Raw genomic sequence first — 21,777 nt, forward strand, 5'->3', positions numbered from 1 at the left:
ACACCGACCGCCCGTCGGAATTCCGGGGTTATCCACAGGGAAAAATGCGCCGTGAGCTCGGTATTTCGCACAGGCAGCCGATCGGTCCGAGATCTGTGTGGAGCGGTGTCGGACCGGACGGCTAGCGTGGTGGTCCGTGACTGGCTCGGAGACGTCGAACAGCGGTGCAGGGCCCGAGGTGGAGATCCGGCGCAGCGCCCGCCGACGGCGGACGGTGAGCGCGCGCCGCGAGGGCGACAAGGTCGTCGTGCTGATGCCGACCGGTCTGTCGAAGAAGGCAGAGGCCGATCTGGTCGCCGAGATGATCGAGAAGCTCGAGCGCGCGGATCTACGCGCGGCGGACCGGGCCCGACGCAGCGACGTGGAACTGGCCGAGCGCGCCGCGCGACTGTCGGCGCGATGGCTCGGCGGCGCGGCCACCCCGGTCTCGGTGCGGTGGGTGCCGTCGATGAAGACGCGCTGGGCGTCGTGCACGCCGGTGGACGGCACCATCCGGGTCAGCGAACTGCTGCAGACGGTGCCGGCCTACGTGCTCGATTACGTGTTGGTCCACGAACTGGTGCACCTGTATGTCTCGGGCGGCCACAACCAACGGTTCTGGCGTGAGGTCCGGCAGTATCCGCGCACCGAGCGGGCCATGGGCTACTTGGAGGCGTACTCAGTGGTGACCCGGCAACCGGGCCTGCAGGGCGGCGACGCGGACGACTGCGCCGCCGCCGACGACAGCGTTCCGGACTAGGCCTCGGACTCGCCGGCGTCGCCCTGATCGCGGTTCTTCTCCTCCCGCTCGCGTGCCTCGGTCTGCTCGAGCTGCGCGATCGGGTCGTGGAAGGTGCTCGCCTCGCCGCCGCCGAGAACGCGGTCGACGAATGCGGCCGGGTTGTCCAGGTCCGACGAGTCGGGCAGCAGGTCCGGGTGAGCCCACACGCCGTCGCGCGCTTCCATGCCGGTGTCGGTGGTGAGCCGGCGCCACAGCTGCGCGGCTTCACGGACTTTGCGGGGGCGCAGTTCCAGGCCGACGAGCGTCGCGAAGGTCTGCTCGGCGGGTCCACCGGTCGCGCGGCGGCGGCGCAGCGTCTCGGTGAGCGCGGCGACACCGGGCAGGCGTTCGCCGAGCGCCTCGGCGACGACGACCTCCACCCAGCCCTCGACGAGCGCCAGCATGGTTTCGAGGCGTTCGAGGGCCTGCTTCTGCTCCGGCGTGGTCTGCGGCTCGAAAGCGCCCTGCTGCAGGATCTTCTCGAGCTGCGACGGATCGGTGAGCGCCGACGGGTCGAGTCCCTGCGCGGCCTCCTCGATCGCGGAGAAGTCCATCTTGATCCCGCGTGCGTAGTCCTCGACGGTCGCGAGCAGTCGCTGCCGCAGCCACGGCACGTGGTTGTAGAGCCGCTGGTAGGCGGCCTCGCGGGCGGCGATGAACACGAGCACCTCGCGATGCGGCTGCTCGAGCCCCTCGCTGAAGGCCTCGATCGCGGCGGGGAGCAGAGCTGCGGTACCGGCAGGCCCGAGCGGCAGGCCGATGTCGGTGGAGGTGAGGACCTCCTTCGACAGCTGGCCGAGTGCCTGGCCGAGCTGGGATCCGAACGTGAGACCACCCATCTGGGTGAACATCCCGGCCATCGGGCCGATCATGTTGCGGGCCTCTTCGGGAAGGCCCTGCACCCACATGCCGGAAACCTGTTCGGCGACCGGGTCGCACAGCCGCTTCCACGTGTCGAGGGTGCCGTCGAGCCAATCGTTGGGAGTCCACGCCAGGGTGCGGGTGGCGCCGGCGGGAAGTGTGGTGGCGCCGTCGAGCCACAGTTCGGCGAGACGCGCGGCGTCGGAGACGGCGGACGCGGTGCCCTCACCGATCGGCGTCACCGAGCCGATCTGCTGGCGCGCGAGATTCTTCGCGATCTCGTAGTTGACGGGGCCGGACTGGTCGCCCTTACCCATCGCACTGCCCATGCCGCTGAGCATCTGCCCGAACTGGGAGAGCATCTGACCGAGCGCGGCCGGATCGAACCCGGCGCCCCCGGCACCGCCCGCGCCGCCAAGTCCGAATGCACTCGGATCGAAGCCGAACGGCTGACCGGCCGAACCTCCCTGACCCCCGCTTTGCTCGCGGCCCGCCGAATCCTTGTTGCGGTCCGGGTCGTCATCGGAGTTGGAGAAGCCAAAGGGCAGATCGCTCATAGTTCAACGGTACAAGGCGCGGCCCCGCATGGCCCGTGCGGAGATCACGCTCACGGCGAACACCACCCGGGGTCCGGCGATGCAACTCGCGGCGGCCTCTATCCTGGCCAGGTGAACCGACGGATGGTGACCCTACTGGCGACGTTGGCCCCGGTCCTGGCACTGGGCGTCCTCGGAACGACGGTGAAGGTCCCGTTCGTCGCGCTCGGCCCCGGCCCGACCTTCAACACGCTCGGCGAGACCGACGTCGAAGAGAACGGCGAGATCGTGCGCAAGCCCGTCGTCGAGATCGACGGCACCGCGGTCGACGCCACGAGTGGCAACCTCAACATGACGACCGTCGCGGTGCGCAACAACCTGACGCTGTTCGACGCGCTCGGTCTGTGGGTGAGCGGACGGCAGGGGCTGGTGCCCCGCGAGGACGTCTACCCGCCGCAGAAGTCGCAGGAAGAGGTCAAGGAAGAGAATTCGGCTCAGTTCGCCAAGTCGGAGAACAGTGCCGAGCTCGCGGCCCTCCGGTATCTGAACCTTCCGGTCGCCGTCGAGATCCGCACCGTCGCGGAGGGCGGCCCGGCCGCCGGCGTCCTGCGTGAGGGCGACCGTGTGCTGCGGGTGGGCTCCACTCCGGTCGACAGCGCCGACGAACTGCAGGACGCAGTCGGTGCGGCCGGTGCCGGATCCACCGTCGACATCACGTTCGTGCGGGACGGTGTGGAAACCACCGCGCCGGTGACCCTCGGCTCCCGCCCGCACGGCGACGGCGACGATTCGAACCCGGGCTACCTCGGTGTCGGCGCCGGGACGGTGCCGGAGGTGCCGTTCACGATCGACTTCAACCTCGCCGACATCGGCGGGCCGTCGGCCGGCCTCATGTTCAGCCTGGCCGTGGTCGACAAGCTCAGCCCGGGCGAACTCAACGGCGGCGACTTCGTCGCCGGCACCGGCACGATCGACCCCGCCGGTGACGTGGGGCCGATCGGCGGCATTCCCTACAAGATGATCGCCGCCAAGGAAGCCGGCGCCACGACCTTCCTGGTTCCGGCCAAGAACTGCGACGAGGCGGTGGCGAACCGGCCCGACGGCCTGGACCTGGTGAAGGTCGAGACGCTCGGCGGCGCGATCGACGCCCTCGCCGACATCAACGAGGGCCGTCCGGCGCCGAGTTGCTAGAGCTCGTCCGCGTCGAGCGTCGCGTAGAGAGCGGAGACGACGCCGGGAGCGAGATTGTCGTACGTGCGCAGTTCGACCCCGGCGAACGGATCGTCGTCGTCAGTCGGTCGCAGTTGCAGAAGGGCCAGTGACGGGCCGTCCCGCAGCACCGCCGCGATCAGCCGGGCCTCACGCCGGTCGGGATGCGACTCGGCGGCGGTCCGGGCGGCCTCGTTCGCGGCGTGCCGATCGGTGAGCGTCGGGGCGACCGCGTCGTCCAGGTCGGACTCCGCCTCGGGCGGCAGCACCACGATCTCCTGCACCAGAGCGCAGCCGACCACCTCGGACGGCCACGTGGTCGTGGCCAGGAACTCGTCGAGCGCGGGGGAGCCGCCCTCGACGTCGTCGGGCAGCGACTCCTGCTCGATGGGCGTGAGCTCGGCCCCGTCGTCCAGCTGGTCGAGAAGCGACGGCTCGGCCGCCGCGACGAGCGCCGTCGGGACGATGGCGAACACGGTGGGCGGCTGACCCCACCCGCCGGCGTCGACGAAGTCGATCACCTCGTGCACGCATCGGCTCAAGGATTCGCTGGACAGGCTCACATTTCCGCGGTTTCCCGGGGACCCGTCGCCGTGGAAAACACCATCGCTATCGATCACATCCTTATCCTTGCACCATGGCCCGACGGCGCGCGGCTCGGTCACGGGGCGCGACGTCGACGGGTAGTTACGTAGAGTGGGACGAAACGGTCACTCTCAGGTGACGCTGGACGGTGCATTGGCTGCGGCGCGAAGGCGTCGCCGGATTGTTGGGAGAGTGGCACGTGGGCATGAGGCCCCCCGCCGGTTTACCTTCGTTGTCGAAACGCACACGGGTGCTGCTGATCCTGGCGTTGATCGCCGCAGCACTGTTGCTGGTCGGCCCGCGATTCATCGACGTCTACACGGACTGGTTGTGGTTCGGTGAGGTCGACTTCCGGAGCGTGTTCAGCAGGGTGCTGCTGACCCGGATCGCGTTGTTCTTCGTGGTCGGCCTCGTGGTGGGCGCCATCGTGTGGCTCGCGCTGCTGCTGGCGTATCGATCGCGTCCGATGTTCCTGCCCTCGCCGGGCTCGAACGACCCGGTCGCGCGCTACCGCACCGCGGTGATGACCCGTCAGAAGCTGTTCGGCATCGGCATCCCGGTCGTGATCGGCCTGTTCGCCGGTCTCGCGGGACAGGCCAGCTGGGCGACGGTGCAGTTGTTCCTCAACGGCCAGAATTTCGGGATCACGGACCCGCAGTTCGGCAAGGACATCGGGTTCTACTCGTTCGATCTGCCGTTCTACCAGTTCGTCCTGAACTGGCTGTTCGTCGCCGTGGTCATCGCGTTCTTCGCCAGCCTGATCACGCACTACATCTTCGGCGGGCTGCGGCTCAGTGGTCGTCAGGGCGCGCTGACGAAGTCGGCGCGCGTGCAGCTGGCGGTGCTCGCCGGCACGTTCGTGCTCCTCAAGGCGGTCTCGTACTGGTTCGACCGGTACGCGCTGCTGTCGAGTTCACGCAAGGAGCCCACGTTCACCGGCGCCGGCTACACCGACATCAACGCGGTGCTGCCCGCCAAGCTGATCATGCTGGCGATCGCCGTCATCTGCGCGATCGCCTTCTTCGCGGCGATCTTCCTGCGCGATCTGCGGATCCCGGCGATGGCCGTCGCGCTGCTGGTGCTGTCGTCGGTGCTCGTCGGTGCCGTGTACCCGCTCGTCGTCGAGCAGTTCTCGGTGAAGCCGAACGCGGCCGACAAGGAACGCACCTACATCGAACGGAACATCACCGCGACCAGACAGGCGTACGGGATCACGGACCAGACAGTCGAATACGTCGACTACTCGGGAACGTCGACCAAGCAACCCAAGGATGTTCCGGCGGACGTCACGACCATCGCGAACACCCGCCTGCTCGATCCGAACGTGCTCTCGCCGACGTTCACCGCGCAGAAGCAGCTCAAGAACTTCTACGCGTTCCCGAAGTCGCTGAACATCGATCGGTACGAGATGGACGGCACGCTCCGCGACTTCGTCGTCGCGGCCCGCGAGCTGTCGCCGTCGAGTCTGCAGGGCAACCAGACGGACTGGATCAACAAGCACACCGTGTACACGCACGGCAACGGTTTCGTCGCTGCGTACGCGAACCAGGTGACGGCGGTCAGCGGCGACACCCAGAACAACACCGGCGGCTACCCGATCTACAGCGTCAGCGACCTGGAGACGAAGCCCGCGGACCCCGCCCTCGAGGTCGAGAATCCGCGCACCTACTACGGTCCGGTGATCGCGTCCTCGGATGCCGACTACGCGATCGTGGGCGGCGAGCCGGGCAGTGCTCCTCGCGAGTACGACACCGACTCGCGGAAGTACACCTATACCGGTGCGGGCGGTGTCGGCATCGGGAACTGGTTCAACCGCCTGGCGTTCGCAGCCAAGTACACCGAGCGCAACATCCTGTTCTCCGGAGCCATCGGTTCGGATTCGAAGATCATCTACAACCGTGATCCCGCCGACCGCGTGAACAAGGTGGCGCCGTGGCTCACCACGGACGGCACCGTGTACCCGGCCGTTGTGAACGGGCGCATGCAGTGGATCGTCGACGCGTACACCACGCTCGACAACTACCCGTACGCGCAGCGGTCCTCGCTCGACGGTCTGGTGCAGGACAGCACGAACCAGGCCAACGGCCGCATGCTGCCGAAGAAGGAAGTCTCGTACATCCGCAACTCGGTGAAGGCGACCGTCGACGCGTACGACGGCACGGTGACCCTGTACCAGGTGGACGACAAGGATCCGGTGCTCTCGGCCTGGATGGGCGTCTTCCCCGACACCGTCAAGCCCAAGTCCGAGGTGAGCCCGGATCTGCAGGCGCACTTCCGGTACCCGGAGGATCTGTTCAAGGTGCAGCGCGAGATGCTCGCGAAGTACCACGTGGACGATCCGGGCGAGTTCTTCAGCAACAACGCGTTCTGGTCGGTGCCCAGTGACCCGACGGTCGAGACCGACAAGAACCAGCCGCCGTACTACGTGCTGGCCGGCAACCCGGAGACGGCGAAGCCGCAGTTCGTTCTGACCAGCCCGATGGTCGGTTACCAGCGCGAGCTGCTGTCGGCGTACATCTCGGTGCAGTCGGACCCCGAGAACTACGGCAAGTTCCGGGTGTTGCAGTTGCCGACCAACACCCAGACGCAGGGTCCGCAGCAGGCGCAGTCCGCGATGACGTCGGATCCGCGCGTCGCCAGCGAGCTGGCGTTGCTGCGGCAGTCGAACAAGGTGATCTTCGGAAACCTGTTGACGCTGCCGATCGCGGACGGCGGCATCCTGTACGTCGAACCGCTGTACACGCAGCGCAACTCGGCCAACGCCTTCCCGCAGCTCGCCAGGGTGATGGTCAGCTTCACCGACACCACCGGCATCCGGGTCGGCTACGCGCCGACGCTCGCGGAGGCGCTGGACCAGGTGTTCGGGTCGGGCACGGGCAGCTCGGCCACCAGGCCGAGTGGTGAGCCCGCCGCCCAGCCGGAGACCGGCGGTCAGACGACGCCGGCACCCACTCCGGCTCCGCCGGCACCGGGTCAGACGCCGGACAAGGCTGCTGCGGTCGCGGAACTCGATGCGGCACTGGCCAACCTGCAGTCGGCGCAGGCCGGCGGCGACTTCAAGGCCTACGGTGAGGCGCTCGATCGCCTGCAGCGGGCCGTCAACGCCTACCAGTCGGCTGGTGGCTGATCGGTAGGTTCCGAGTCCGGTAAACAGCTGAAGGGACCCTTCGTACGCTCCGAGCGTACGAAGGGTCCCTTCAGCTGTGTGGGCTCAGCGGGTGAGCGCGGCCTTCACGTCGGTGACGGCGCCACCGTGGGTGTCGAGCAGCTGCTGGAACTGGTCGCCGTAGCCGTGCTGGGAGGCCGCGTCGCCGGCAAGCCGGACGGCCTGGTCGACGAGGTCGGCAGCGGACGGGGCCTGCATCGGCGCCGGTGCGGGGGCCTCGGCAGGGGCAGGCGCGGGTTCGGCGATCGGGGCCGGCTCGGCCGTGGTCAGGTACTGGCCGCACGTGGGCCAGGCGCCCGGACCCTGCGAGGCGAGGGTGTTCTCGGCGACGCGGATCTGCTCCTCCTTGGACGCGGTGTGCGGGGAGCCGGTGCCCCCGTTGGCGGTCCAGGTGCTCTGCGAGAACTGCAGGCCACCGTAGTAGCCGTTGCCGGTGTTGATGCCCCAGTTGCCGCCGCTCTCGCACTGCGCGACGCCGTCCCAGTTGTGGGTGGCGGCGCTTGCGGTGGCGGTGCCTGCGGCGAACGGGACTGCGACGAGGGCGCCGGTGACGGCGGCCCAGCCGAGGGCGCGCTTGGTGAAGCTGGTGTTGGTCATGCGGGTAGTTCCTCTCCTGCGCCGACGCGACTGGGCCGGCGGGAGACGGGTTCGTCCTCCCGGGCACACCGTTCGTGGTGTCGCGTCCCTGCCCCTCGAAGGGTTTGTGTTCGTCCGAATCCCGCGGGGGCAGAGCTGGCAGCGGCGGGTCGGTCCTGCACTCGAACATCACGAGCTGGTAACGAACGTACGACGACGCCCGCCGGAAAGTCATGTCGACGAAACAGTCCGGTCGACCCGTTCGGAAGTGCTACCCGGCCGCATTCATGCAGGTCCGAGCGGCGCGTTGCCTTTTCGAGCCCTGGCCGTTACATGCGTGTTATGTGAGATGGATTACCGATTTTTCGTGATCCGAGTCACCCTGCAACGAGCTTCGGTGGCGGCTTCGGCGGACGCGACCGGCTCGCTGCAGGCGATTTGCCTTCCGTTCCGCCGCTCGTGTAACTTCGTTCATGCATCGCGGGGTGGAGCAGCTCGGTAGCTCGCTGGGCTCATAACCCAGAGGTCGCAGGTTCAAATCCTGTCCCCGCTACCAATGAAGAACCCCCGTCCTGGATCAGGGCGGGGGTTCTTCCTTTTGTGCTCGTGCAGGCAGCGTCCTCGCACGGGAACTTGCCGTGGGTGGTCGATCGTGCTGTCTGTGCCGATTCCGATCGGGTTCAGTGCGCCGGGGCGATGTGTGTGCGCCGGGGCCGCTCAGGACGACTCGACGTCCATTTCCGAGAGCACCCGACGCAGCAACTTGCCGGTGGCGTTGCGGGGCAGTTCCTCGATGAAGACGACGTCGCGCGGCACCTTGTATCGGGCGAGATTCGACTTCACGTGGGCACGGATCTCGTCGGGATCGCGCGTGGACGTGGACGCCGCGACGACGAAGGCGCGCAGGCGGTGGCCGAACTCGTCGTCCTGCACGCCGATCACCGCGACCTCCAGGACATCCGGCCGCTCGGCGATGAGGTTCTCGACCTCGAGTGGGTAGACGTTCTCCCCACCCGAGACGATCATGTCGTCGTCGCGTCCGTCGACGAACAGCAGTCCGTCGTGATCGAAGTGGCCGACGTCGCCGGTCGAGAGCATGCCGTCGATGCGTTCCTTGTCGCGTCCGTCGGTGTAACCCTCGAAGCTCAGTCCGGACTTGGCGAAGATGCGCCCGACGACGTCGGGTTCGGTGATCCGCTTGCCGGCGTCGTCGAACAGGGCGATGTGGCACGTGGCAGGCGGTCGTCCCGCGGTGCCGGGTGCGCGTTCGAGGTCGTCCGGGGTGGCAACGGTGACCGCGGCGACCTCGGTGGAGCCGTAGAAGTTGTGCAGCACCTTGCCGAACACCTCCTGGGTGCGGATGCACAGGTCCGGGGGTATGGCCGATCCGGCCGCGAAGATGACCTTCAGTGACGACGTGTCGTACTTGCCGAGCACGTCGGGGCCGAGATCGATGATTCTCTGCAGCATCGTCGGCACCAGCACGAGGGTGTCGGCGCGGTGCTCGGCGATCAGGCGCACCGTGGTCTCCGGGTCGAACCGACGCTGCATCACGACGGTGTTCTCGAGCGCCATGCCCAGGCCGAGTTGGGAGATGCCGGTGCCGTGGAACGCGGGAGCGGCCATCAGCATGGTCTGCTTGGGACGCAAGGGAATCCGGTCGAGGAACTGTGCGGTGACGAACGGGGAGGTGTGCCCCCGGGGCGCGCCTTTGGGGGTGCCGGTGGTGCCGCTCGTGAGCAGGATGAAGACGCCGGGCTGTTCGGGGGCGGGCACGGTGTCGGTGGACTGTCCGGCGATGAGGTCGTCGAGGGTGCGCGGCGGTGTCTCGGCCGGGGGAGTGCGCACCGGCTCGTCGACCCACGACAGGTACGTGGCGACGTCGGACGGGAGGGCATCGGCGATGTCGGCGAACTCGCTGTCGAAAACGAAGAACTCCACCTTCTCCCGCACCGCGACGTCGACCAGTTGCGGCCGCGCGAATCCGGTGTTCATCAGCACCAGGCGAACTCCGCTCTTGGCTGCGGCGAGCATCGTGAGGATCAGGCCGCGGTGGTTGCGGCACATCGCGCCGACGCAGGTGCCGACACCGATGCCCTCGGTCTTCCAGGCGCGTGCCAGCGCGTTGGACTGTGCCTCGAGCTCGCGGTAGGTGAGTGCGCCGCGTTCGTCGATCAGTGCGATCCGTCCGTGTCCGGCCGCGGCATGGGCGTGCACCGAACCCGCGAACGGGCCGTACTTGTCGACGGCGAGCAGCACGCGAACCCCCTCGTCCACACGGGGGAAGGGGATGAGCCCGGAACGCTGCATCACGCGCACCGCGCTGAGTGTGTCGGTGATCTTCGTCAGAACGTCCTGCATGGTTGCTCCCATCGGTGACGTCGGCAGCCCCAGACTAGCGGTGATGTGCGTCACAGTGGGGCAATTCGTCCTGGTCCGACAGTCGGCGGCCGCGGGCGAGTCGGACGCCGGCAGTTAGTCTCGCGGAGTGGAATCCGGACCCGACGCCGCCGCGCAACTGCGCGGCACGGTCGTCGGCGCGCTGTCCGGGGCGCTCAGTATCGCGGCACACGGACTGGGCGGAGGCTCCGCGTTCCCCGGAGACGAGGCGATCGTGCTGCTGGTCGCGGCGAGTGCCGTCGTCGGCGCCGCGGTCGCGTCGCTGCGCTCCCGGCGTGGCCCGCTGGTACTTCTCGCGCTGATGCTGGCAGCGGGGCAGGGAATCGGCCACTTCACCCTCACGTTGGCGTCCGAGCACGCACACGGACTGCAGCTCACCCCGCAGATGCTGGGTGCGCACGCCGCGGCGACCATCGTCGGCGCCGTCTTGATCCGGGCGGCCGAGCGGTCGCTGCTGAGCCTCCTCGGATCGGTGCTCCGGGTCGTCGTCGCGGTGCTGTCCGCGCCCCCCGTCCCCCACATTCGCCGGTGGACACCCACGGTCGTCCGTCGCCTCGACCCGACCGGCGCTCGCGTCGCCCTCGTCGCGGGCGGAACCCGCGGCCCGCCCGCTCTTTCCCGGTAGCCGACCGGTCACGCGCTCGCGTGCCCGGCATCTGCCGTCGTCTTCACCGCCGATGTCCCCACACGACCCGTGTTCCGGGGCCCGTCGGCGGATTCCTTGCGGCGCGCGTTCGTTTCGCGCGCCGATCCGAGACTTCAGGAAAGAGCCTGTGTCATGCATGCTTCCGAAGGCGTGGGGACCACCCCTGCGCACGTTCCGAACGATCCGAAATCCCGCCCGGAGTCAAATGATTCGTCTCCGCCCGGCGCACTCCGCAAACTGGTGCTGCGGTTGCACTTCTACGCCGGCATCTTCGTCGCGCCGTTCCTTGTCATCGCGGCGATCAGCGGTGGTCTGTACGCGATAGCACCCACCCTCGAGCAGTTCGTCTACCGCGACTACCTGCACGTCGAGTCGACCGGGCCCGCCGCACCGGTGAGCGAGCAGGTCGCGGCCGCGCAGGCCGAGCGCCCCGACCTGACCGTGTCGGCGGTACGGCCGTCGTCGGGGGAGGGGCAGACCACGCGGGTGCTGTTCACCGACCCGACACTCGGTGAATCCGAGCGGCTGTCGGTGTTCGTCGACCCTGTGACAGCGCGGCCGGTCGGCGAACTCGTCGTCTACGGAAGCAGCAGCGCGCTGCCGCTGCGGACGTGGATCTCCCAGCTGCACCGGCATCTTCACCTCGGTGAACCCGGCCGGCTCTACAGCGAACTCGCGGCGTCCTGGCTGTGGGTGATCGCGCTCGGTGGCGTCTACCTGTGGGTGCGTCGTTACCGAACGGCCCGAGTCCGCAGCGCGGCCGCCGCACCCCGGTTGTGGACCGTCAAGCGGGGTGCACGCGGGCGCAACCGGGCGCTCGGATGGCACGGCGCCGTCGGGCTGTGGATCGCAATCGGTCTCGTGTTCCTGTCCGCGACGGGCCTGACCTGGTCGAAGTACGCGGGCGAGAACGTCACCGACCTGCGGACGTCGCTGGGCTGGACGACGCCGTCGGTGGCGAAGACGCTGTCCGGCACCGACGCCGCTCCGTCCGGTGGGCACGAGGGCCACGGCGGGCATGCTTCTGCTCCGGCCGGCACAGATGTGCTGGACGGCAACGTCGGACGCATCGACGACGTCCTCGCGGTCGCCGCGAACGCCGGCGTGACCGGTGAGGTGGAGGCGTCGATCCCGGCGACGCCCGAGACCGCCTTCGTGGTGACCCAGACCCGTCAGCCGTGGCAGTTCTCGACGGATGCGGTTGCGGTGGACGGCGCGACCGGGCAGATCACCGACGAATCGCGGTTCGCCGACTGGCCGCTCGCGGCGAAGCTCACCACGTGGGGCATCGCGCTGCACATGGGCATCCTGTTCGGGTTGTCGAACCAGATCGTTCTGCTGGCGTTGGCGATCGCACTGGTCGCGGTGATCGTCCTCGGCTACCGGATGTGGTGGCTGCGACGTCCCACGCGCGGCACGCAGCGCTGGGGTCGGCCGCCGGCCCGCGGCGCACTGCGGGGCCTGCATCCCGCCGTGATCGGCGCGATTGTGATCGGTTCCGTACTGGTCGGATGGTTCGTGCCGCTGCTGGGGCTGACGCTGCTCGGGTTCGTTGCCGTCGATATGGTCGTCGGTGTGTTTCAGCGCAGACGAGCATCGAGCGGCACGAACGAATGAGTGACGACCTGTCGCTGCTGCGACGCGAACTCGCGTCGATCGAGGCCAAGGTGGCGCGTGAAGTCGACCCGCGCGGGCGGGGCCCGTTCATCGCGGCGACCGTGCTGATCCTGCTGATCGCGCTCGCGGCTCCGCAGGTCGACGGGCTGCGCGCGTGGCAGGTCCTGGCCGGCGGGCACGACGAGGTCGCTGCCCTGGCCCGGCTGTTCACGTGGTTCGTGGTGGTGTTCGGGATCGGGGTGTCAGCGCTCGCGGCGTGGACGCGGCGCTGGGTGTTCGCGTGGGTCGCGATGGCCGGGGTCACCGTCGGCACCGCGCTCGGACTGCTGACGTACTGGTCGCAGCACAGCGTCCGCAGCGCCGAGACGGGCAGCCTCGGCTACGGCCTGCTCGTCGAGTGGGCGGCGATGGCCTTCTTAGCGGCGCTGTGGATCCCGGTGGTAGCCGGGCGGTCGAACCTCATGCAGCGCTGAGTCGCCGAACACTCGAGAGGGCGCCCGTCGCATCTGCGGCGGGCGCTCTTCTTCGCGTCTGTAGACGCAGGGCAAATGTACTGCAGTGCAGATTGATTGGTTTGGGCTCTTTTCCCCGAAAGGGTGGCCGGTCGGTTTGGTCGGGTGTACCGTCGCATGCAGTTCGATCAGTGCCACATTGTCGGCGTACTCGGGTGTTCTGCTCGGTGAGCACGCGTCGACCCACGGACCCGAGGGCAGAGACACCTCCTCAGCTCTCGATGCGAAGCGCCTCCCGCGACCCATGCGCGGGAGGCGCTTCGGCGTTTCGGGCCCCGCGAACCGAACTGAACGAGCCCCCGCCGCTGCTGCGACGGGGGCTCGATTGGTCGATCGGCGTTGCTACTTCAGCTCGGCCGAACTCTTGCCCAGCAGGCGCCGGGCGATGATGAGCTGCTGGATCTGCTGGGTGCCCTCGAAGATGTCCAGGATCTTGCTGTCCCGGGCCCACTTCTCCAGCAGCGGGCGCTGCGAGTAGCCGTAGCTGCCGGCCAGCTCGACGGCCTTGAGCGACACCGCGGTTCCGGTGCGTCCGGCCTTGGCCTTCGACATCGACGCCTCGAGCGAATTCGGCTTCTTGTTGTCGGCCATCCATGCCGCGCGCAGTGCCAGCAGGTACGACGCCTCCCAGTCCGCCTCGAGCGCGAGGAACTCGGCGGCAGCCGCGTGCTGGTTGTAGGCCGGGGTGTCGTACGAGATCTCGACGCCGGCCTCCTCCAGGATGCCGCGCAGCTCCTCGAGCGCGGCCCGGCCCAGGCCGATGGCCATGCCCGCGACGATGGGACGGGTGTTGTCGAACGTCTGCATGACGCCCGCGAAACCCTTCTCGACGTTCACTTCCGGATCGCCCAGGAGGTTGTCCTTGGGGATGCGGCAGTCCTGGAGCAGCAGTACGGCGGTATCCGACGCTTTGATGCCGAGCTTGTGCTCGAGGCGGGCCACGCTCAGGCCCGGCGCCTCCCGCGGGACGACGAACGACTTGATCGCGGCGCGGCCCTTCGTCTTGTCGACCGTGGCCCACACCACGACGTGCGTCGAGCGCTCACCGGCGGTGACGAAGATCTTCTCACCGTTGAGGACCCACTCGTCGCCGTCGAGCACGGCGGTGGTGGTGACGGCCGCCGAGTCGGAGCCGAAGCTGGGCTCGGTGATGGCCATCGACGCCCACACCTTGCCGAAGCGCTCGAGCTGCTCGTCGGTGGCGACCGCGGCGATCGCCGAGTTGCCGAGGCCCTGGTATGGGATCGACAGGGTCAGTCCCACGTCGCCCCAACAGGTTTCGATCACGTTCATCAGCGACGCCATGTTGCCGCCGTTGGTGTTGCCCACGGCCTTGGGCTGCTCGTCGCCGCGGCCGAGCGCGGCGCCGGACGCGCCCTGACCGGAGTCGTTGAGGCCCTCGACCATGGCCGCCATGGTGTCGAGTTCCTTGGGGTACTCGTGCTCGGCGAGGTCGTACTTGCGGGACACGGGACGGAGGATCTGCGCCGCGACCTGATGTGCCTGGTTCGCCGAGGCCCTCAGCTTCTTGGGAAGTTCGAGATTGATCATCGAAAGGTCTCCTGTAAACGAGTCGGGTCGGCGTCAGATGAGGACGATGCCCTCGGCCACGCCGATGGCTCGCAGGTCGCGGTACCAGCGCTCCACCGGGTGCTCCTTGGTGAAGCCGTGGCCGCCGAGCAGTTGGACGCCGTCCAGACCGATCTGCATGCCCTTGTCCGAGGCGAGCTTTCGGGCCAGCGCGGCCTCACGCGCGAACGACAGGCCCTGCTCCGCGCGAGATGCGCCCCGCAGCGTCACCAGCCGCATGCTGTCGAGTTCGATCGCGATGTTCGCGATCATGAACGCCACCGCCTGACGGTGGCTGATCGGCTCGCCGAACGCCTCCCGCTCGTTGGCGTAGGGGATCACGTAGTCGAGCACGGCCTGGCTGGTGCCGACCGCGAGCGACGCCCAACCCAGGCGGGCGAGACGGACCGCGTCGGCGTACTCGCGGGCACGCTGGTCGGCGTCGCCGTCGCCGAGGATTGCGGACTCGGGCACCGCGACGTCGGTGAGGACCAGACGGCCGAGGCCGGCGGCGCGCAGACCCATGCTCGGATCCGCCTCGACGACAAGGCCCTTGGTGTCGGACTCGACGATGAAGAACGCCGGACGGCCGTCGAGTTCGGCGGCGACGACGAACAGTTCGGCCGAGCCCGCGGCGGGGACGAGGCTCTTGACGCCGTTGAGCTTGTAACCGCTGGGGGAGCGAACGGCCTTGGTCTGCAGCGCGAACGGGTCGAACAGCGCGCGGGGCTCACTCACCACGACGGCTGCGGCGGGCACGTTCTCGCCGGCGAACGCGGGCAGGTACGTCTTCTGCTGTGCGTCCGTGCCCCACTGTGTGAGAGCGACGGCCACGCCGCTGGGCGCGAGGATCGGCAGCGCCAGACCCATGTCGCCGTGCGCGAGGGCCTCGGCGACCAGCGAATTGGTGACCGCGCCGCGCTCGGACGCGACACCCTCGAATTCCTCGGGGATGTTGATGAGCGTGATGCCGAGCTCGGCGGAACGCTTCAGCAGGTCGGCGGGCGCGGCGGCGGTCTCGTCGGCGTCGTACGCGGCCGGACGGAGGATCTCGGCCGAGAACTCGCGGACCGTCTCGACGATCATCTTCTGCTCGTCGTCCGGCGTGAGGTCGAAGTAGCCGGCGTTCTTGGGGGCGCCGTCGGGCAGGCGCTTGGGGGCGCCGTTTCCGGAGACCCGGTTGAACGTGCGGGTCGCGGCACCGAGGGTCTTGAAGCCGGTCTTGGTGCCCTCGTAGGTGACGCGGTCGATGACCTGGCGCAGGTTGTACTTCTCGGCCAGGTCGGACCCGGTGATCCGGGTCAGCACGCGCATGGCGGTGCCCATCGCGTCCCGCTTGACCGGGTTCAGGCCGACCGCCGAGGTGTCGCGGGGCTCACGCTTGGCGCCGTTCGTCTTCACAACGTCTTGCTTGCTCATGATGACCATTTCTCGGGGGTGCGGTCTCGGACGCCCTTACCTTACTCCGGAGTAAGAAACGAAGTCGAGTCAATCGGCAAAGTGACGAGCATCACGATACGGACATCCCGCTCCCGCGTTTTGCGCACTTGTCGCGCGATTCGGGGGGCCTTGGGTCGCGACAAGTGCGCAAAACGAGGTCGGAGAAATCTGCACACAACCTTCACAACTCCTCCCGGGCATCCCCACAACCGCGAAATACAGTCGAACCCGTGACCAATCGCGAACCGGCTAGCCAGCGCCGAGTGCTCGTCGTCGACGACGAACACACGATCTCCGAATCGATCGCTGCCCGGCTGCGTGCGGAGGGCTACGCCGTGCGGACCGCGTTCGACGGCCCGAGCGCGGTGACCGAGTGCGAGGCGTTCGGCCCCGACCTCGTCGTGCTCGACGTCATGCTGCCGGGCTTCGACGGGCTCGAGGTGTGCCGGCGCATCCAGGCGTCCCGCGCGGTGCCGGTGCTGATGCTGACCGCCCGCGCCGACGAGACGGACCTGGTGATCGGGCTCGGGGTGGGCGCCGACGACTACCTGGGCAAGCCGTTCAGCATGCGGGTGCTGGTCGCGCGGATCTCGGCGCTGCTGCGCCGCGCCGACCGAACGACCGATTCCGACGTGCTGGTGCTCGGCGACGTGTCGATCGATCTCAGCGCCCGGCTGGTCCGCTCCGCGGGCATCGAGGTGCACCTGACGCGGACCGAGTTCGATCTGCTCGCTCACCTGGCGTCGCGTCCCCGCGCCGCCATCGCCCGGGAGATCCTGCTCGAGCAGGTGTGGGGGTGGGGCGACGGGGCGAGCAGTCGTACCGTCGACAGCCATGTGAAGGCGTTGCGCCGCAAGCTCGGTGGCGACGTGATCCGGACCGTCCACGGCGTCGGGTACGCGTTGGAGGTGCCGCGATGAACTGGCCCCGCCCGCTCGACCCGCTGCGTTCGTTCAAGGCGAAGACCGGACTGCTGGTCGGCGCGTCGCTGCTGCTCGCGTCGCTGACGTTCTGGATCACCACGCAGTGGCAGTTCCGGTACGCGCTGCTGGCCGCGCTGATCGCGGCACTCGTGGTGACGCAGATCCTCGCGCACGGGATGACCTCCCCGCTGCGCGAGATGACCGCCGCCGCGAAAGCCATGGCCACCGGTGACTATTCGCGCCGGGTGCGGTCGACGTCGCGCGACGAGATCGGCCAGCTCGCTACCGCGTTCAATCAGATGGCCGAGGACCTCGAGGCCCACGACCGGTACCGCCGGGAACTGATCGCCAACGTCTCGCACGAGTTGCGCACCCCGATCGCGGCGCTGCAGGCGGTGCTCGAGAACGTGGTCGATGGCGTCGAGGAGCCCGACCCGGCGACCATGCGGTCGGCGCTGGCACAGACCGAACGTCTCGGCGGCCTGGTCGCGGACCTGCTGGACCTCTCCAGGCTCGAGGGCGGCGCGGTTCCGCTGCGCCGCGAGACGTTCGAGATCGCACCGTTCCTCGACGACGTGGTGCGGCAGGCGTCGAGCCCCGCCCGACCTCTGCGGGTCGACGTCGACGTGGCGCCGGTGGGCCTGCGGGCGGTGGCCGACAGCGCCCGCCTGCACCAGGTGATCACCAACCTGGTCGACAACGCGGCGCGTCACGGGGCGCCGGACTCACCCGTGCGGATTCGGGTGCGCACCGATCCTCATGCGGGCGAACTACTCCTGGACATCCACGACGACGGGCCGGGCATCGCCGTCGCCGACCGCTCCCGGGTCTTCGAACGCTTTGCCCGCGGCGGCGCCCAGGACGGCGGCACCGGGCTGGGCCTGGCGATCGCGCGCTGGGCGGTGGAGTTGCACGACGGGCGCATCGAGGTGGTCGACACGACGTCCGGCTGCTGCATCCGGGTTGCATTGCCCCAGGCATAAGGGAACCGATTCCCTTCGGGACGAGCATCTTCCGCTCGTCCCGCGATGACGCCTGCCCCGGCGGGGCCGGCGTGAACGAGGAGGACACCATGAGCGCACCGACCCTGACCCCGCCGCACCCGGTCCCCGACGGCGACCTGTGGCACTGGCACCGCGACGTCTGGCGGCGTGACCGGACATCGGTGGCGCCCCGGGCGACGATGGCCGCCGCGCTCGGGGCCGGGACAGTCGCGACCCTGACCGTGCAGACGCCGGCCGCGAGCGTTGCCTATGTGCTCACCGGCGCTGCGGTGGCGGCCACGGCGTTCGGGACGGTCCGCCCGCGCCCCACCCCGGCCAAACTGGTCGCGGTGGCGGGCGCGTTGGCGCTGCTGGCGGTGGCCGCGATCCGCGGTGCCGACTGGCTCGTCGCGCTGTGCGTGGTGGCGAGCTGGGTGGTCGGATCGTTGGCTCTGGTGGGTGGCTGGACGTGGACCGGCATGATGCTGGGTGCTCTCGGGCTCTGGTTCACCCCGGTGCGGCTGGTCGGCTGGGTGCAGCGCGGTCGGTCTCGGCGGGGGACCGAAAGCCGCGTCAAGCCCGGGAGGATCGCCGCGGTGACCGCGCTCAGCGCGGCGTTGGTGGCGCTGTTCGGAGCGCTGTTCGTCAGCGCGGATCCGGAGTTCGGTCGACTGTTCGACGACCTCCTGCCCGACGTGCGCGTGACGAACCCCGGCGGACGCGTACTGCTCGGACTACTCGTCGCGGGCGTGGCACTGGCGGCGACGTACCTGCGCAGGCGCACACCGCGATTCGACGCCCTCGCCCCGGCGCCCGGCAGGCCGATCGCCGCGTGGGAGTGGGTGGCACCGCTCGTGCTGCTCGACCTGCTGTTCGCCGGCTTCGTCGCGGTGCAGGTGCCGGTGCTGTTCGGTGGCGACGACCACGTCCAGGGCACCGCCGGTCTCACGTACTCCCACTACGCGCGGCAGGGATTCTGGCAACTGGCCGCGGTCACCGTGCTCACGCTGCTCGTGATCGCCGTCGTCGTGCGGAAGATCGATCGGACCGCGCGCCGTGATCGCGCACTCGGCCGCGTCCTACTGGGTGCGCTGTGCGCGTTGAGCCTCGTGGTCGTCGCATCGGCAGTGCATCGGATGGCGTTGTACGAGAACGAGTTCGGATTCACCCGCCTGCGCCTCGGCGTCATGGCGGCCGAGCTGTGGCTGGGCGCGGTGTTCGTGCTTCTTCTCGTCGCGGGGATCCGGATGTCGGGTCGGTGGCTGCCCCGGGCGGTGCTGGCGTCGGCCGCGGTCGGTCTGCTCGGGTTCGCGGTGCTCAACCCGGACGGCTACATCGCCGAGCGGAACGTCCACCGCTACACCGAGACCGGGAGAATCGACCTCGCCTACCTGCAGGGGCTGTCCGTCGACGCCGTTCCCGCGCTGGACCGACTGCCCGAACCGGCCCGCTCGTGCGCCCTCGGCGGCATCGGTGTCGGCGGCGCAACCGGGTTCGACTACAACGCCGCCCGGGCGCGGGCGCACGAGATTCTCGAGGCTCGCCCGCTCGGGCCGTGCGCGGTCAACTCCACGGAACGATCGGCGGCTTGACCCACATGATCTTCTCGTCGGCGTGGTCGCGGGCCGCCCGTGGGTCGTCGGGGTGCTGGCCGGCCCAGTGATCCTTCTCGTCGATCAACTGGGCGGCCACCGTCCAGGTCTCGCGGGTGCTGGGCGGGTTGGCCCCGGCGGCCCGGGCGAGCTTGCGGAGACGGTCGTCGGGCATGTCGAGCAGTTCGGTGCCGGTGATGCCGCGTTCCCAAGCGAATCGCGCGAGACCGAGTGCCTTGTCCCGACGCTTGCGGCTCGCCTGATCGGTGTGTGCGAAGTCGACCTCGTCGGCGTCCATTCCAGTCACTCCCATCCCTCTCGAACTCGCGTTTTGCGCACTAATCGCGGTTTCGGACCCCGAATTCGAGCGACAAGTGCGCAAAACGCGGGGTGGTGATTCTGCGAATCAGCGCAGGCGGGCGAGGACCTCGTCGTGCAGCAGACCGTTGGTGGCGACCGCGCTGCCGCCGTGCGGGCCGTCGGAGCCCTCGAGGCTCGTGAAGCGGCCACCGGCCTCGCGGACCAGCAGGTCCAGCGGCGCCAGGTCCCACAGCGACACCTCGGGTTCGGCGGCGATCTCGAGCGTGCCCTCCGCGAGCAGACAGTAGGAGAAGAAGTCGCCGTAGCCGCGGATTCGCCACACGTCGTCGGTGAGATCGACGAACTGGTCGCGAATGCCGCGGTCCTTCCACCCGGACAGCGAGGAGAACGCCAGGCTCGACGACCCGAGGTCGCCGACCTCGGACACGGACAGGCGGCGCGGATCGCCGCCGTCGAACGACGCCCACGCGCCCTCGCCGGCCGACGCCCACCAGCGGCGGCGGAGCGCGGGGGCGCTGACGACACCGACGACGGGGACGCCGTCCTCTAGCAGCGCGATGAGGCTCGCCCACACCGGGACGCCGCGGACGAAGTTCTTGGTGCCGTCGATCGGGTCGATGACCCACTGCCGGCCCGCGAACTTCGCGTCGCCGCCGAACTCCTCGCCGAGCACGTCGTCGCCGGGACGCTCGAGGGCAAGCACGGCTCGCAGCGCGCGCTCGACCGCGAGGTCGGCGTCGGACACCGGCGTGAGGTCGGGCTTGGAGTCGACTCGCAGATCCAGCGCGCCGAAGCGGGCGCGGGTGATGGTGTCGGCTTCGTCGGCGAGGCGCAGGGCGAGTTCGAGGTCGGTCACCGGTCCGACGCTACTGCACGGGGGAGAGGCCCTCGGTCGACGACGATCGCGAGGCGCCGACCGGTGTGTGGCCGGTGCAACGTCGGACCCGGCGATTCACCCGGTAGCCTGGATAACTGTGCATCCTGACGTTTCCGCTGACCTCAACGAGCTCGACACCACTCTGACCACGGTCGAGAAGGTTCTCGATGTCGAGGAGCTGCGCCGCCGCATCGACGAACTCGAACACCAGGCGTCCGATCCGGAGCTGTGGAACGACCAGGAGCACGCGCAGCAGGTCACCAGCCAGCTTTCGCACGCGCAGTCCGAACTACGTCGCGTGGAGGAACTGCGCTCGCGCCTCGACGACATGGCGGTGCTCTACGAGCTCGCCGAGGAGGAGGGGCCCGAAGCGGTCGCCGACGCCCACGCCGAGCGCGCGCAGCTGCGCACGGACATCGAGGCGATGGAAGTCAAGACGATGCTGTCGGGCGAGTACGACCAGCGTGACGCGCTCGTCAACATCCGCGCCGGCGCCGGTGGCGTCGATGCCGCGGACTGGGCCGAGATGCTCATGCGCATGTACATCCGCTGGGCCGAGAAGCGCGGCTACGGCGTCGAGGTCTACGACACGTCCTACGCGGAAGAGGCCGGCATCAAGAGCGCCACCTTCGCGGTCAAGGCGCCCTACAGCTACGGCACCCTGTCGATCGAGATGGGCACCCACCGTCTCGTGCGGATCAGCCCGTTCGACAACCAGGGCCGCCGCCAGACCTCGTTCGCCGAGGTCGAGGTGCTGCCCGTGGTGGAGACCACCGACCACATCGACATCGACGAGAACGACGTCCGCGTCGACGTCTACCGCTCCTCCGGTCCGGGTGGCCAGTCGGTCAACACCACCGACTCGGCGGTCCGACTGACGCACGTGCCCACCGGCATCGTCGTCACCTGTCAGAACGAGAAGTCGCAGCTGCAGAACAAGGTGTCCGCGATGCGGGTTCTGCAGGCCAAGCTGCTCGAGCGCAAGCGTCAGGAGGAGCGCGCCGAGATGGACGCCCTCAAGGGCGACGGCGGCAGCTCGTGGGGCAACCAGATGCGTTCGTACGTCCTGCACCCGTACCAGATGGTCAAGGACCTGCGGACCGAGTACGAAGTCAACAACCCGTCCGCCGTCCTCGACGGTGAGATCGACGGATTCATCGAGGCCGGCATCCGCTGGCGGATGAGCGAAAACCAAGCCTAGGAC

General features: G+C 68.9%; 18 protein-coding genes and 1 tRNA gene. 11 read left to right on the forward strand and 8 right to left on the reverse strand.

The annotated features are described in order from the left end of the window. The first annotated feature begins 136 nt into the window (after positions 1–136). Positions 137–739, forward strand: a complete 603-nt coding sequence (locus tag A6I89_RS01620; protein ID WP_231813109.1) for a M48 metallopeptidase family protein — start codon at positions 137–139, stop codon at positions 737–739. Here the strand turns inward: A6I89_RS01620 and A6I89_RS01625 are convergent. Next, positions 736–2,178, reverse strand: a complete 1,443-nt coding sequence (locus A6I89_RS01625) for a zinc-dependent metalloprotease (protein WP_022597060.1) — start codon at positions 2,176–2,178, stop codon at positions 736–738. The genes A6I89_RS01620 and A6I89_RS01625 overlap by 4 nt on opposite strands. 111 nt (positions 2,179–2,289) lie before the next feature. Here A6I89_RS01625 and A6I89_RS01630 point away from each other — a divergent pair, with 111 nt between their 5' ends. Next, a complete protein-coding gene (locus A6I89_RS01630; RefSeq protein WP_197939404.1) occupies positions 2,290–3,348 on the forward strand; it encodes a YlbL family protein in 1,059 nt (352 codons plus the stop codon). On the opposite strand, the gene A6I89_RS01635 is transcribed toward A6I89_RS01630, so the two are convergent. Continuing rightward, a complete protein-coding gene (locus tag A6I89_RS01635; RefSeq protein WP_041674339.1) occupies positions 3,345–3,929 on the reverse strand; it encodes a PPA1309 family protein in 585 nt (194 codons plus the stop codon). The genes A6I89_RS01630 and A6I89_RS01635 overlap by 4 nt on opposite strands. A gap of 227 nt (positions 3,930–4,156) precedes the next feature. Between A6I89_RS01635 and A6I89_RS01640 the strand changes: the two genes are divergently transcribed. Then, entirely contained in the window at positions 4,157–7,078 is a 2,922-nt protein-coding gene (locus tag A6I89_RS01640) for a UPF0182 family protein (protein WP_013416690.1), read from the forward strand. An 84-nt stretch (positions 7,079–7,162) separates the two neighbouring features. On the opposite strand, the gene A6I89_RS01645 is transcribed toward A6I89_RS01640, so the two are convergent. Further along, positions 7,163–7,714 carry a transglycosylase family protein gene (locus A6I89_RS01645; RefSeq protein WP_022597055.1) on the reverse strand — a complete coding sequence of 184 codons (552 nt, stop codon included), beginning with the start codon at positions 7,712–7,714 and terminating at the stop codon, positions 7,163–7,165. A gap of 458 nt (positions 7,715–8,172) precedes the next feature. Here A6I89_RS01645 and A6I89_RS01650 point away from each other — a divergent pair. Then, positions 8,173–8,249 (forward strand) — tRNA-Met (locus A6I89_RS01650). A 161-nt stretch (positions 8,250–8,410) separates the two neighbouring features. Here A6I89_RS01650 and A6I89_RS01655 read toward each other — a convergent pair. Continuing rightward, positions 8,411–10,054, reverse strand: a complete 1,644-nt coding sequence (locus A6I89_RS01655) for an acyl-CoA synthetase (RefSeq protein WP_060934501.1) — start codon at positions 10,052–10,054, stop codon at positions 8,411–8,413. 127 nt (positions 10,055–10,181) lie between these two features. Here A6I89_RS01655 and A6I89_RS01660 point away from each other — a divergent pair, with 127 nt between their 5' ends. From A6I89_RS01660 to A6I89_RS01670, 3 genes are all read left to right on the forward strand, one after another. Further along, complete coding sequence (locus A6I89_RS01660; protein ID WP_013416688.1) at positions 10,182–10,718, forward strand: hypothetical protein; 537 nt, start codon at positions 10,182–10,184, stop codon at positions 10,716–10,718. 153 nt (positions 10,719–10,871) lie between these two features. Next, entirely contained in the window at positions 10,872–12,356 is a 1,485-nt protein-coding gene (locus tag A6I89_RS01665) for a PepSY-associated TM helix domain-containing protein (protein ID WP_022597053.1), read from the forward strand. Then, a complete protein-coding gene (locus A6I89_RS01670) occupies positions 12,353–12,829 on the forward strand; it encodes an Rv2732c family membrane protein (protein ID WP_005518848.1) in 477 nt (158 codons plus the stop codon). The genes A6I89_RS01665 and A6I89_RS01670 overlap by 4 nt, the downstream gene beginning before the upstream one ends. A 381-nt stretch (positions 12,830–13,210) precedes the next feature. On the opposite strand, the gene A6I89_RS01675 is transcribed toward A6I89_RS01670, so the two are convergent. Continuing rightward, positions 13,211–14,419, reverse strand: a complete 1,209-nt coding sequence (locus A6I89_RS01675; protein WP_013416686.1) for an acyl-CoA dehydrogenase family protein — start codon at positions 14,417–14,419, stop codon at positions 13,211–13,213. A gap of 33 nt (positions 14,420–14,452) precedes the next feature. Then, complete coding sequence (locus tag A6I89_RS01680; RefSeq protein ID WP_022597051.1) at positions 14,453–15,865, reverse strand: acyl-CoA dehydrogenase family protein; 1,413 nt, start codon at positions 15,863–15,865, stop codon at positions 14,453–14,455. A gap of 275 nt (positions 15,866–16,140) precedes the next feature. Between A6I89_RS01680 and A6I89_RS01685 the strand changes: the two genes are divergently transcribed. The 3 genes from A6I89_RS01685 to A6I89_RS01695 all read left to right on the forward strand — a co-directional run bounded on the left by A6I89_RS01685 (position 16,141) and on the right by A6I89_RS01695 (position 19,375). Beyond that, positions 16,141–16,797 carry a response regulator transcription factor gene (locus A6I89_RS01685; protein ID WP_005518860.1) on the forward strand — a complete coding sequence of 219 codons (657 nt, stop codon included), beginning with the start codon at positions 16,141–16,143 and terminating at the stop codon, positions 16,795–16,797. Beyond that, complete coding sequence (locus tag A6I89_RS01690; protein ID WP_022597047.1) at positions 16,794–17,783, forward strand: HAMP domain-containing sensor histidine kinase; 990 nt, start codon at positions 16,794–16,796, stop codon at positions 17,781–17,783. The genes A6I89_RS01685 and A6I89_RS01690 overlap by 4 nt, the downstream gene beginning before the upstream one ends. A gap of 89 nt (positions 17,784–17,872) precedes the next feature. Then, the gene (locus A6I89_RS01695) at positions 17,873–19,375 is read left to right on the forward strand and encodes a DUF4153 domain-containing protein (RefSeq protein WP_022597045.1); all 1,503 of its coding nucleotides are present in this window, start codon (positions 17,873–17,875) and stop codon (positions 19,373–19,375) included. Here A6I89_RS01695 and A6I89_RS01700 read toward each other — a convergent pair. Together A6I89_RS01700 and hisN are read right to left on the reverse strand one after the other, a co-directional pair. Next, on the reverse strand, positions 19,347–19,673 hold the full coding sequence (locus A6I89_RS01700; protein WP_022597043.1) for a hypothetical protein: 327 nt from the start codon (positions 19,671–19,673) through the stop codon (positions 19,347–19,349). The genes A6I89_RS01695 and A6I89_RS01700 overlap by 29 nt on opposite strands. A 108-nt stretch (positions 19,674–19,781) precedes the next feature. After that, on the reverse strand, positions 19,782–20,552 hold the full coding sequence (gene hisN, locus A6I89_RS01705) for a histidinol-phosphatase (RefSeq protein WP_013416682.1): 771 nt from the start codon (positions 20,550–20,552) through the stop codon (positions 19,782–19,784). Between the two features lie 118 nt (positions 20,553–20,670). On the opposite strand from hisN, the gene prfB reads away from it, so the two are divergent. Further along, positions 20,671–21,774 (forward strand): peptide chain release factor 2, encoded by a 1,104-nt coding sequence (gene prfB / locus A6I89_RS01710; protein WP_005518866.1) that lies wholly within the window; start codon positions 20,671–20,673, stop codon positions 21,772–21,774. The last annotated feature ends 3 nt before the right edge of the window (positions 21,775–21,777 follow it).

Source organism: Prescottella equi, from assembly GCF_002094305.1.
Lineage (GTDB): Bacteria > Actinomycetota > Actinomycetes > Mycobacteriales > Mycobacteriaceae > Prescottella > Prescottella equi.